The organism is Mucilaginibacter sp. (genome assembly GCF_036383575.1).
Classification (GTDB): domain Bacteria; phylum Bacteroidota; class Bacteroidia; order Sphingobacteriales; family Sphingobacteriaceae; genus Mucilaginibacter.
On the sequence record NZ_DASVOB010000524.1, the window covers coordinates 1 to 13,027 of the forward strand.

12 protein-coding genes are annotated in these 13,027 nt (G+C 43.6%); 2 read left to right on the forward strand and 10 right to left on the reverse strand.

The genetic code is table 11. The annotated features are described in order from the left end of the window. Window positions 1-100: 100 nt before the first annotated feature. Together VF500_RS18480 and VF500_RS18485 are read right to left on the reverse strand one after the other, a co-directional pair. A complete protein-coding gene (locus VF500_RS18480; protein ID WP_330861091.1) occupies window positions 101-1,075 on the reverse strand; it encodes a hypothetical protein in 975 nt (324 codons plus the stop codon). Window positions 1,076-1,156: 81 nt separating this feature from the next. Next, window positions 1,157-2,002, reverse strand: a complete 846-nt coding sequence (locus VF500_RS18485; protein ID WP_330861092.1) for a dienelactone hydrolase family protein — start codon at window positions 2,000-2,002, stop codon at window positions 1,157-1,159. A gap of 212 nt (window positions 2,003-2,214) precedes the next feature. Between VF500_RS18485 and VF500_RS18490 the strand changes: the two genes are divergently transcribed. Then, window positions 2,215-3,423 carry a GAF domain-containing sensor histidine kinase gene (locus VF500_RS18490; RefSeq protein ID WP_330861094.1) on the forward strand — a complete coding sequence of 403 codons (1,209 nt, stop codon included), beginning with the start codon at window positions 2,215-2,217 and terminating at the stop codon, window positions 3,421-3,423. Between the two features lie 157 nt (window positions 3,424-3,580). Here VF500_RS18490 and VF500_RS18495 read toward each other — a convergent pair whose 3' ends face one another. From VF500_RS18495 to VF500_RS18510, 4 genes are all read right to left on the reverse strand, one after another. Beyond that, window positions 3,581-3,967 carry an RNA-binding protein gene (locus VF500_RS18495; protein WP_330861095.1) on the reverse strand — a complete coding sequence of 129 codons (387 nt, stop codon included), beginning with the start codon at window positions 3,965-3,967 and terminating at the stop codon, window positions 3,581-3,583. A gap of 311 nt (window positions 3,968-4,278) precedes the next feature. Then, a complete protein-coding gene (locus VF500_RS18500; protein WP_330861096.1) occupies window positions 4,279-4,731 on the reverse strand; it encodes a 3-oxoacyl-ACP synthase in 453 nt (150 codons plus the stop codon). Between the two features lie 260 nt (window positions 4,732-4,991). Beyond that, window positions 4,992-5,789, reverse strand: a complete 798-nt coding sequence (locus VF500_RS18505) for an alpha/beta hydrolase (protein ID WP_330861097.1) — start codon at window positions 5,787-5,789, stop codon at window positions 4,992-4,994. 8 nt (window positions 5,790-5,797) lie between these two features. Beyond that, window positions 5,798-6,916 carry a Zn-dependent alcohol dehydrogenase gene (locus VF500_RS18510; protein ID WP_330861098.1) on the reverse strand — a complete coding sequence of 373 codons (1,119 nt, stop codon included), beginning with the start codon at window positions 6,914-6,916 and terminating at the stop codon, window positions 5,798-5,800. A gap of 311 nt (window positions 6,917-7,227) precedes the next feature. Between VF500_RS18510 and VF500_RS18515 the strand changes: the two genes are divergently transcribed. Beyond that, on the forward strand, window positions 7,228-8,793 hold the full coding sequence (locus VF500_RS18515; RefSeq protein ID WP_330861099.1) for an alpha-amylase family glycosyl hydrolase: 1,566 nt from the start codon (window positions 7,228-7,230) through the stop codon (window positions 8,791-8,793). 228 nt (window positions 8,794-9,021) lie between these two features. On the opposite strand, the gene VF500_RS18520 is transcribed toward VF500_RS18515, so the two are convergent. The 4 genes from VF500_RS18520 to VF500_RS18535 form a co-directional block, all read right to left on the reverse strand. Next, entirely contained in the window at window positions 9,022-9,669 is a 648-nt protein-coding gene (locus VF500_RS18520) for a gluconate 2-dehydrogenase subunit 3 family protein (protein ID WP_330861100.1), read from the reverse strand. A gap of 20 nt (window positions 9,670-9,689) precedes the next feature. Beyond that, window positions 9,690-11,426: a GMC family oxidoreductase gene (locus VF500_RS18525; protein WP_330861101.1), complete on the reverse strand. Its 1,737-nt coding sequence runs from the start codon at window positions 11,424-11,426 to the stop codon at window positions 9,690-9,692. A gap of 130 nt (window positions 11,427-11,556) precedes the next feature. Next, a complete protein-coding gene (locus VF500_RS18530; protein ID WP_330861102.1) occupies window positions 11,557-12,300 on the reverse strand; it encodes a DUF1080 domain-containing protein in 744 nt (247 codons plus the stop codon). Between the two features lie 538 nt (window positions 12,301-12,838). Continuing rightward, window positions 12,839-13,027 (reverse strand): hypothetical protein (locus VF500_RS18535; protein ID WP_330861103.1); only part of this gene is annotated, 189 nt, incomplete at its 5' end.

Here is a 13,027-nt window from a genome sequence, read left to right on the forward strand (position 1 = left end):
CGAATCGGCAACAACGGGGGGCATCGTTACCTTTGCCCAGCCAATCCGCAGATAAATGAGCAACAGCGCATAAAGCCCTATGGAAAATAACGAAATAATACTAATCAGCGCGGTCAAAGAATTTGAGTTTTAAAACGAACAACGATCCTAAAATAGCAGGAATAAATAAATTAATAAGCCATATTGACGATACGCCGGCTATTACGGCAATATTTTGATCTGTTACGTACACAAACAAGTGCGAAGCGGTAAAACCACGTACGCCGATATCAAAAAGATCAAGCGATGGGATAGCAGATGATACCAGGAAAAATAACGTCAGCATCATCATCATAGCCCCGATATTCATACCCGGTACCAACATCTGGAACACCAGGAAATACTGCAACGAGAAGGTAAGGTAACGGGCTATACTAAAGCCCATGATCTTGATAAGTTCATGAGTATGGTACCGCCCCATTACCTCAAAAAAGCGGTGATATTTTTTGATGAAGGGAACCCTGTCAAGCAAAGTGACAGCCCAGTTTATATTAAAATAAAATACCAGCTGCATAGCTACGATGATTGCGCAAACAGCCGTCACGCTCCATGCCAGGGCCAAATTGGTATGGATGTAATTGGCAACAAACCATATCATGGCTATCACCCCCAAAACATTGGTAACCGAACCCTGGCTAAATGAACCTACCCCCATGGCAAAAATACCAGGAACACGTTTGCGGGGAGGTAAAAACATAACGCGCCCTCCATATTCACCCAGCCGGTTAGGTGTGGTTACAGCCCAGGTAAGCCCGCAAAAAACAGCCTCAACGGCTTCCCACAAACTAATATTGATCAATGTTTTGGTTACATAGCGCCATTTAAGCGCTTCCAGGAACCAGTTCAAAAACATCAATAAAACAACCAGCCCCATCACAATAACAACATGCGTAGTACTTATTTGCGATGCGAAATGCTCAAACTGCTTTAGGTCGTTATTCTTTTTATTGAACTGCCGGTAAATAAACCACCCTGCAACAATTAATATACCGGCCTTAAGAAGATACGAAACAACCTTTTTTGCAGAACGTGTCAAGTAGATAAATTTTATGCAATGTTACAAAAAAATGGGGCATGCCAAAGCTTGCCCCATACAACACTACACGGTTAGTTTTGTTTACTTCAATCGTGCTTTTAAAAACACTAAGGTATTTGCATACGCATCTTTGGTAGCATCGCTGTTATAAATAGGATTGCTTGGGTTTGCAAAACCATGGTCTGCATCATACTGGTGCAGGTAAACTTTCTTCCCCGCAGCTTTCATATCAGCATCAAATTTGGCCACCACCTTTGGGTTGATCCACTGGTCTTTATTGGCAAAGTTCCCCAGCACATCGGCGTTTAAGGTTTTTAGCTTATTAACATCCTGCTCGGGCATACCGTAGTACATTACACAAGCTACCGCTTTTTTACCGGCAAGTAAACTGGTTTGCAGGCTCCAGCCACCGCCAAAGCACCAGCCAATAGTGGCGATGTGCGCATTAGCCCCGGCATACGCAATGGCCCCGTTTACAATAGCACGCGCCCTGTCATCATTTACGGCCTGCATAAATTTGCCTGCATCTTCCCGGGTAGTTGCTACTTTGCCGTCATACAAGTCAAGGTCGATGATATTAACATTACCAAGATCGTTATATAGCTTTTCCGATTCCTTTTTTACATAATCATTAAGGCCCCACCATTCATGTATCACCAATAAATAATTATTGGTAGGCTTTTTAGCCTTCATAAAAAATGCCGAAGCCTGCTTTCCGTCGGATGTTTTGTAAGTGATAGCCTCTCCAATACTGCTTTGAAAGCGAATAGGCAAAGGATTTTTGTGCGACATTTTAAATTGCGGGTTAGAAGCCAGCATGGCAAACTGTTGTGTTGCCGATGGGTTGCTACAGCAAACTACTTTGCGTTGCGCAAAAGTCAGGGTAGCTAAGCCAATAAATAATGTTAATAAGAGTAGTTTTTTCATGGGTGAAAGTTTTACGTTAATTAAAAGCTGATTTGCATTTTAAAACAATACGCCGGCGACAGGGTTTCAGTTGTCAGGCCAAAGTGATTAACCGGCATAAATTTATGATAATGTAACATACAATTACTTAAAATTTAATGCATATCTGCTATTACCCGTAGAACCTTATCGAGTAATAACACGTATATAATAATTACTAATATATATTTAATATGCCTGTCCCACCAATTCCTGATAACGAAATGGAAAGGCTCCTGAGCCTGTCGGAATTTGACCTTGATTATATCGAACACAAAGACAGTTTTAAGGACCTGGCCAAGCTGGCAGCCAAAGTTACCGGCACCGAGATCTCGCTGGTAAACCTTATTGACTCTTATACCCAATGGAGTATCAGTGGCCACGGACTGGAAATTGAGCAAATGCCCCGCGAAGAGTCGGTTTGCCAGTATACTATTGTAAATGGCGAGTACTTTGAGGTGGAAGACCTGCGAAATGACGAGCGTTTTAAAGATAAGTTTTATGTTACCGACGAACCTAAACTCAGATATTATTATGGCATACCACTCAAAGTAAGCGATGATCATCATATCGGCGCTCTGTGCGTACTTGATAAAAACGTTAAGGAGCTTACGCCCGAAAAGGTTGAACTTTTAAAGATCATTGCCGATGAAATAGTGAACCGGTTAAAAGACCTGAAAGTAATTGGCAAACTAAAAAATAAGCTTTCAGAAGCCAACGAAACACAAAAGAAGGTAGCGCACGATATCCGCGGGCCATTAAGCGGTATTATAGGTCTCGCCCAACTCATCAGTGAACAGGGAGAAGACAATCAGATAGAAGAGGTGCTTGAATTTATAAACCTGATCCATAAAAGCGGTCGGTCTATCCTTGAGCTTGCAGATGAGATCCTGAGCGCCAATAAAAAGGATCACAAACCCATATCTAACGGGGCCGAATTTAACCTACTGGTATTTAAAGATAAAATTGAGAGATTATTTATCCCGCAGGCCCGCAACAAAAGCATTTTGCTTACGGTAAAAACCTCGTCCGAATCAGAACAGATCCCTTTTGCCCGAAATAAGCTGTTACAAATAACCGGCAACCTGATCTCAAATGCAATAAAGTTTACACCCCGGGGTGGTTTTGTTGAGGTTGACCTAAGCCTGGAAGTAAATGACTACATCAGTATCCTGCAAATCCAGGTAAAAGACAATGGAGTTGGCATCGATGAAAAAGGCATCGAAAAAATACTGAAAGGAAATTCTACTTCCTCAAACGGAACAACCGGCGAGGCTGGTTTCGGTTTCGGGCTGGCGTTGGTAAAACACCTGATCGAATCCCTTAAAGGGTCGATCAATATTTATTCAAAACCAGGTACGGGCACCACCTTTGAGGTAAGGCTGCCACAAAAAATGCAATAATAAAAATCTATCTTTCAGGAAATTTCAGGACATAGAAATTTGCGTAAGGCAAAATATCCTTAAATAAAAAGTTTTCCGGAAAGGTAGATTTACAGATGCAATACCTAAATTAAAATACCGGGTACTTTGATCCGGTATTTTAATTTAGATTATATTTTTACCAGCTTTTGCCGCCGCCGCCACGGTTGTCTCTTGAATAGCCGCCGCCACCGCCGCCGCGGTTACCGCCACCACCATAACCACCGCCACCACGGTTACCACCGCCGTAGCCACCGCCACTGCTTCTGCGATCACCACCTGGTTTTTTCTCTTCTGCCTGGCTTACTGCAATTGATCTTCCTTTAACTTCAGAACCGTTTAGATTGCTTATAGCCTGTTGAGCTGCCTCATCATCTGCCATCTCAATGAATCCGAACCCTTTACTTCTTCCTGATTCCCTGTCAATAATAATTTTTACGGAATTAACCTCACCATAAGCTTCGAAAAGCTGTTTTAAATCGGCTTCCCCTAAAGTAAAAGGAAGACTTCCTACGAATATGTTCATTAATATTTAGTTTTTAATGGGCGTGCTTTGTTAATTACCCACGTTTTGTTAACATCAAATATAGTAATAGATATTTGATGATTACAGCATGTTTATGTGAATGAGTGCTTTTATTTTAAAAAAAATTATTTTTTTCGTGGTTTTGACGAAATAAATGAGAAAAGCCAACACGTTAGTACAAAGGGCAATCCGTTTTGTTTTTAAAATATAGTGTTTTCATAAAATAAATATATAAAGAATGATTAACCCTTATTTTTTTAATATTAACGTAACAAAAAATTATTTTTCAAACATAAATCTATCGCAAACACCTAAACTACCGACTCTATTTTATATAATTTCCCATTCAGCGTAAACTCACTCCCGGCTTTTTTACCGGTAAGCATGCTGCCCACGGGCGATGCCGGCGACACTGCGAAATATGTTTTATTATTGAGTATTAAACTGCCGGCACTGATAGCCAGGTAAAAGCTGCCATTATTGGTAACTATCACGCTGCCAGGCTCGGCATGTGCTGAAATTCCAGTAGTGCCTATCCGGTTTAAGGCCACCAGCAGTTTGTTGGCTTCATTTAGCTGGGCCATATTGCGGTTGGTTTCCTGCTGCGCCATTTCACGCCCGGTTTCATACTTATCGCCCGCACTGCTTTTAGTATCATCGGTTGATGCTTTTTGCGCATCGGCTATGGCAAGCTCTGTGGCTTCCATAATTTTACGCACATGGTTAACACATAGCTGATGTAATTCTTTCTTCAGATCGCTCATCTATTAAATCAAATAAAAAACGAAAATAGGGGAAAGATCAACATTTGTTGCAGTGAAACCGGCCTTAAACAATAAAAGCCCCCTTGCACTCGCTGCTTGGGGGCTTTAAACCTAAACCTTATCACTATTTGCAGGCGTTAACCTACAAAGTAGATAAACGTTGCTAATAGTGATAATGGTATGTTCGACTAATCAAAACTGACAAAATAATGATATTCGCACATTATAACCCAACGGTTAGTTTATATTAACGGCCTTAGCTACAGCTTACTGGCAAAAAACTTAAGGGTTGATAAAATATGCTTTCCCCAGTACAACCACTCGTGCCCGCCCGGGTTTTCTTCATAAATATGCGGGATCTTCTCCTTTTCCAGCTTTTTATGCAGGTCGCGGTTATAATTAATGAGCAGGTCATTGCTACCGCAATCAAAACGAACCGGGGGTAACTGGTCCCTGTATTTTTTAAATGTTGCGAATACATCTTCATCGGCCACGATATCCTGAGCATAGGTCTTCAGGGGCTCGCCGGCAAAAAGCTTTATCTGCGGCAGGCTTGTTATCGAAGATAGCCCTGCAATAGCCTTAAACCTATGTCCGTATTTTGCACCGATCCTTAAAGCGCCGAAGCCCCCCATAGAAAGGCCTGCGATAAACAGCGGCGAATCTTGTTTTGCACCGGGAATATTTTCCATTACTGCTGTTGGCACATCCTCGGCTATCCATTGTTCAAAGTTAAAGCCGCTATGCGGCAAATAGCCTGAGCCATCGCCCCAAAGCCCGTCAGACGGCATGGCCAGTATCATTCGTGGCAATTCGCCTTTTTGAATAAGCTCATTGGTTTTTAAATGCACCCCTGCGCTCATGGCCCAGCTCCAAGCGCTGCCATATACGCCGTGCAGCAATATTATAATGGGCAAAACCTCGCCTTTATTGGCCCCCGGCGGAACGTATATGCAAATATCCCCCCTGCCTTTTAAATTGGGGGTTTTTACAGTTATAAACCGTAGCTGATTACTTTCATATTGCGGATTGGAAATTTCTGTTGTCTTAAATGGCATGGGCTTTTTTAGTCGAACACGATAACACCTTTAGCGTTTCTGCCTTTCAGCATGTCGTCAAAAGCGTTATCAAGTTCGTTTATAGAATATGTACGTGTAATCATTTCTTCAAGTAATAAGTGCCCGTTGGCATAGTGCTGTACTATATCGGGGAAATCAGTTTGCGGGCGGCATTTGCCATAAAGCGGGTTGATGTAAATTTTATCCCACTCAAAAAGGCGCATATCAATGGTGATATCCTGTTCAATACCGCTTACCTGCACAGCGGTACCGGCGTTGCGCACCATTGCCAACGGCGCTGCACCTAACTCAGGTATCGCGGTACACTCAAAAGCATAATCGGCGCCGCGGCCGTTCGTAAGCGTCTTCACTTCTTCGGCTGCTTTAAGCAAGCCGGTGTCATCTTTGGCGGCTAAAATAGTGTGGGTTGCACCAAACTTGACAGCCATTTCAAGTCGCGTGGGGTTAATGTCTATAGCGATGATCTTTCCGGCTCCGGCAACCTTTGCTCCCTGTATCACATTAAGGCCTACGCCGCCGGTACCCAGCACCACTGCCGATGAGCCCGCTTTTAATTTAGCCGCGTTCACAACCGACCCGTAACCAGTCATCACGCCGCAACTGATAATACTTGCCGCCGGGAACGACATGGTTTCCGAAGTGTTTTTTACCACTGCCGACTCTTTTACCAGCGTATATTCGGCAATAGTGCCAATATTGAAAGACCTTAAAATAGATTCGCCGTTAAGTGTCGTACCCTCAAGATCGGCGTGGCCGGGAGTGTAGCCATTGCCGCCGGCTGCAACCGGCGAGGCTACTTCACACAAATGCTGGTTACCCTCAAGGCACTGAAAGCATTTGCCGCAATGCATGGCCCAGTTCAAGATCACCTTATCGCCGGGTAATACACTGCTAACATTTTTCCCAACCGAAACCACAATGCCGGCACCTTCATGCCCTATAATGAGTTGTTTCCCCCAGTTTAGCGAGTCATGATCGGTATGGCAAAGACCGGCTGCCTTTATCTTAACCAGCACTTCATCATCTTTCGGTTCGTTCACTACGATATCCTGTACAGAAAAGCCGCCCTTGCCATTAGCAACAGCGGCCTTACACGTTATAGCCATAATTGAGGTTTATATTGAGTACTTTTCATAGGCCGTTAAAACGGATTTGCATATAATAGCTGTATATAGCTTAATTTATTTAGCCGTACTAAAATACGCTTAACTTATACAACAAAAATAGGCCAACACCCCCTTTTAAAACTTTAGCAAATTGTCCAAAAAATGGCTTATCTTATCCCAGACAGGGTTATTCGTGGCCACAGCCAATTTGTTTAAAGCGCCAAAGGATAAAATAAGCCATTTTTTCACACCTGTAGTTATTGTTAACTATCAACACTTTACGTTACTTTAACGCTCCAGTTATAACCTCTATGAAACCAAATAAACTCTTTATCCTGGCCTGTTTATCGTTTGGATTAATTTGTTCCGGGGTTAATGCCCAGCCCGGCGCTCCGCCCAACAACGAAATTATCTACCACATATTTCAGCGAAGCTTTTATGACAGCAATGGCGATTATCATGGCGACCTGAATGGGATCCGCCAAAAACTTGATTATTTGCAGGAACTGGGGGTGACCTCCATATTGCTTACCCCACTTTATGAATCTGCTTTTTACCATAATTATTTCGCCATCGATTTTGAAAAGATCGACCCTAAGTATGGTACCCTTGCCGACTATCTTAAACTGATCAAAGAGCTGCACCGCCGGGGAATGAAATTTTATATGGATATGGAAACCCAATATGTGACTGAGGATTCCCGCTGGTGGAAAGAAGCTTTCGGCAATCCAAAATCCCTGTACAGCGATTATATTTTATGGGACGATAAGGATAACAAAAAGCCATCGACCATAGTATATAACCTTACCGGGCTAAAAGGATACGACAGCGTAACGCGCAAAATAACTACCGCGAACCTCAACAGCGAGGCATCAAAGGCTTATAACCTTAAATTATTCAGCTACTGGGTCGATCCTAACGGCGATGGTAAATTTGACGATGGGGTGGATGGTTTCCGGCTTGATCATATGATGGATGACCTGGATAACAAAGGTCGGCTCCCGCACTTATTCGATACTTTCTGGAACCCATTATTAACCAAACTCCGGGCTATTAACCCTAAAATAAATATCGTTGCCGAACAAGCCAACTGGTTTAGCCTTGGTACCGAATACCTGGAACATGGCGGCGTTGACCGGGTATTTGGGTTGCGGCTTTGTTTTGCTATCCGCTCGTTTGACAAAAAACTGCTTTTAGCCAATGCCGATTCCACGCTGGCTATGCTGCCGCCCGGTAAGCAGCAGGTGGTTTTTATTGAGAATCATGATGTACCCCGGTTTGGTTCCGCTGTAAAAGGAGATTTAGCAAAATTGAAAGTGGGCTGTGCTTTTAACCTGCTGATGGGCGGCATTCCTTCCATTTACTACGGCCAGGAACTGGGCATGACTGGCACTTCGGCAAATTTCGGCGCTACCGATGCCAACGAAATTCCCAACAGAGAGGCTTTTGAATGGTATAAAAGCGATACCGGGAAAGGTATGGCCCTATGGTATAAACAAACCGGCCCCTGGAAAGATCAGTTCAATAATGATAAACCTAATGATGGCATCTCGCTGGAAGAAGAAAAACAGGATCCAAATTCGTTATGGCATTACTACAAACAGATGATCGCTATCCGCAAGGCAAACCCGGCTTTTGTTGACGGCAGTTATAAAACTATCAGCAATGATAATGACCACATATTTACCTTTTTACGAAGGGATGCCGGGCAAACGATACTGGTGGCTATAAATCTATCGGACAAAGAAACAGGGGCCAACATTGAGGCTGATGGAAACCCGGTTAATATTATTGGCGATGCAAAACCAGTGATAAAAGGAGAGAAGCTGGCGGTTAATTTGCCTGCGTTTGGGGTAGGGGCATGGGAGCTAAAGTAAAGCTTATTTAAAACTTGCGCTCGTTTGCAACGAGCGCTTAATGTGGTTTGGCGATTGTATCGCCCGTTGCGTTATAAACGCAAACCCAAGTTAAGCACTCGTTACAAACGAGCGCAAGAATAACTCCATGTCATTGCGAGCGCAGCGTGGCAACCGCACGGAAGCATGGCCGCCCTGCATAGCTACGAGATTGCTTCGTCGTTCCTCCTCGCAATGACATAAATTAATTTACATCGAAGCCGAAGCCTTCACATTCTCCATTCCGTAATGCTTCAGGATATCATCAGGTACACCTGTCCACTTGCCGGGCTGATTACCTGCATAGCCGATATCTTTTACACCAATTTCGCTGGTGAAAAAGCCAGATGCGGTAAGATCGCGCATGCGGTTGAAGAAGGCTACCCCCTGGGCCATTTCTGGTTTGGCTTTGTTAGGGTAAGCGATCAGATCAATTAGTTGGATCTGCTGATCTTTTGTGCAATCGGTAAATGGTTTACCAAAGCGGTTAAGACACTGTAAATCTAACCAGCGCAAACCACCGCGCATCGGGGTTTGATGATCTGGCATATCTTTTACAATAAACTCAATGAAATCAGGAACCTTGGCGTCAGATGCACTGCCCGATTTTTCATCCTTAGGGATAATGATATCGGCCAGTACGGTGATAGTAGCCAATTCGGCGGTGGTAAAAAATTTATCGGCATGAAGCTTTTTATCACGCTCAACCTCAAACGGCTGGCGACCGGTTTCGTCGCCTGCTGCCGGGGCAACTGCTTCTTCTGCGCCTTTTTTAGTATCGGTTTTACAGGCCTCCAGTAATAATCCTGCCGAAAGTGTTCCTAAGCCAAGGGCTTTAAGGGAGTCACGTCTGTTCATAAAATTGTTATGTTAGCTTGTTAAACGTTTAATTTTTTTCTTTCCTGAATGATGTATTCTGCGGTACGCATTGATAATGCAAGGATAGTCCATGTTGCATTTTTATCGCCTTGCTGCACAAATGGAGCGGCGTCAACCACAAACAGGTTTTTACAATCATGCGCCTGACACCATTTATTTAAGGCCGATTTTTTAGGATCATTACCCATGCGGATAGTACCAACCTCATGAATGATCTTACCCGGAGCCTCTAAACCATAATTGGTTTCAGGACCTTGCGGACCGCCATATATAGCGCCGCCCATATTGTGCATGATCTCCTGGAAGGTTTCCTGCATGTGCTTAGCCTGCTTAATTTCATCAGGGGCCCACTTATAGTGGAAACGCAATACAGGGATCCCGTATTTATCAACTACGTTAGGATCAATTTCGCAATAGTTGTCATAGCGGGCAATGGCAGTACCACGACCGGCCATACCAAACTGGGTACCATAAAAACGACGGTAGTCATCTTTTAATGATGCGCCATAACCACCAGCCTCTTTCATTTTACCATCGCGACCAGGTACTACACCGTTCATATTCTGGATACCGCCGCTGAAACCATATGATGGCATATGTAAACCGCCACCGTACTCAATGTGGTAACCACGAGGGAAATCAAGTTTTTTATTATCCAGCCACCATGGCGAGTAGATATGCACGCTACCAACGCCGTCTTCATTGTAACGCTTACGGTCCATCAATTCCGGAAGGAAGCCCCCCGCACTTGAACCGGTTGAGTCATGCAAATAACGACCAACTACACCGCTGCTATTAGCCAAACCGCCCGGATGCTGAGCGGATTTTGAGTTGAGCAGGATCCTGGCAGATTCGCCCGCGCTTGCACCAAGGATAACCGTTTTTGCGTTAACCTGGTACTCCTGTAAATCCTCTTTATTAACGTATGATACACCAACGGCTAAGCCCTCGGCATTAGTAATTACCTCGCGTACCATGGCATTAGTGATCACTTTTAGGTTACCTGTTTTTATGGCAGGGATCACCAAACATGATGATGCCGAGAAATCGCCATAAACTTTACAGCTGCGGCCGCACTGTCCGCAGAAGAAACAAGCGCCACGGTCTTTATTACCCGGTAAAGCTTCTGTTAATACCGAACCGCGGCCCGGAATAATTTTAACACCGGCTTTTTGAGCACCCTTTACTATGTACAGCTCATTAAGCCTTGGTTTTGGCGGAGGCAGGAAGATGCCATCCGGCTCGTTCTCTAAACCTTCTTTGGTACCGTAAACACCTATCATACGGTCAACCTTATCATAGTATGGTTTTACGTCATCATAGGTGATTGGCCAGTCGTCGGTAAGGCCATCTTTGGCCTGGAAATCACGCGGGCCCATCCTTAAGGAAATCCGGCCCCAGTGATTGGTCCGGCCGCCCAGCATCCGCGAGCGGAACCAGAAAAACTCGGTTTTATCTTTTGTGGTGTAAGGTTCTCCATCAATTTCCCAGCCGCCAAAGGCAGCATCAAAATCGCCGAAAGGGCGGGTTGTACCAGCACCACGGCGAGGAGATTCCCACGGCCATTTTAATTGTTGTGAATCTTTAGCAGGGTCAAAGTAAGCACCGGCTTCAAGCATTAAAACTTTTATACCGGCGTTGGCCAAAACGTAACCGGCCATACCCCCGCCGGCACCCGAACCAACAATCACCACATCATAGGTGGCTGATGATTTTTTAATTTGCAGATCGCTCATATTATATCAAAGTATCCTTCTTTCTTATATGGAGAGGAAATTATACATGCCAGCGCATGTTAAAACACAATTTAAGTTATGGTAAAGATATGAACAGGGCACTATATCCGTACCCTGTTCATGAAAAATATTAAAGCTCTTTCAACTTGATGTTACGATAGCTAACCAGGTGACCGTGATCCTGCAAAGCAATGTGGCCTTTAGGGTAAGCTGCAAAGCCTTTCCAGTTTTTAAACTTGCTATCAGCCAATACCTTGTTCCATTCATCGCTGCCAATTTTTACATCTACAATTTGGGTACCGTTAAGCCAAAAAGTGATCTGACCATCTTTTTTACGCAGTTTCACTTTGTTCCATTCGCCGGCCGGTTTGCATACATCTTTTGACGGCGCGATCATATCATATAATGAGCCTGCAAGGTGGTTGGCTTTTTTGTTGTCTTCAGCATCTTTATTATCAAGTACCTGCATCTCCATACCTGTTAAGTAGGTTGCGCCAAATTGAGGGTCTTCATGCACACCAAAAATAATACCGCTGTTACCTTCTTTAGTGATGTTCCACTCTAAAGTAAGCTCGTAGTTTTCATATTCGCCATCGGTAACTAAGTCGCCATGGCCTTCTGCTGCTTTCGGGTCGAGTTGTAAGGCGCCGTCAACAACCTTCCAGCCTACAACATCTTTTTTAAGATAGGTGTGCCAGCCTGTGGTGGTTTTGCCGTCGAACAGTTTGGTTTGTGCCGATACCGACAGGCAAAAGGCAGGGATGGCCATCAGGCCAAGCATGATCTTTTTCATAAAGTTATAATTGTTTTTTATAGTAGCGGAACCGCCATTTAAATAGCTTTGGTTGGTTAAGGCGGCTCCTGTTGGTTTCATTGTTTTGCTTTGTACAAGGTATGTGACTTAAATAATGTAAAACTGTTTAAGTGCTATGTTTTGATAAAACGTTTTAATTACAAATTAAGCGAACATTTTTTTAGGTTGGGCTAAATATATTGGCTTTTTTTCAATGCTAAAACGATTATCGCAAAAATAAAGTATAAGCCCACGAAAACAGAGGTAAAAGCTTGGTTACAATGGACAATTTACGGTAGATGGATAACACCGCCGGGGCACCTGATTGTAACAAAAGAGGTGTCCCAATTTTTTGATTCCCCATAAAAAAGCGAAAAACCGCCGACGGTTATTTTTGTGAAAAACCGTAATGTTCCATTTTTTGAGAGTGAAACAGCGAAACACCTTTTTTATGAAACAAGCTGATAATCAACCATCTAAAATGCATTGCGAAACATCATTAAATATCTGATTATCAACAAATAAAACTTAATAGAGTAATTAAAAAGCGTTTCACATGTCGGCCCGAAAAACCTTATTAATTTCAGCGGTTTTTTATGGTTTTTTAAGCTTTTTTCGATTAACAGGAATGAATAGTGATAAGTACTGACAAAATCCCGCCACCGTAATTTCGGATTGAAATGCGTTGTTTTGCCCCTCGGGGCAAAATAAGCCTGCGTTTAGCAAAACACGATTGATAATCCTCTTTGATCAAGAAGTCACGAGTACCCGGCCTTGCAAGCCAGCGCTGCATACTCGCGCCGGTTGA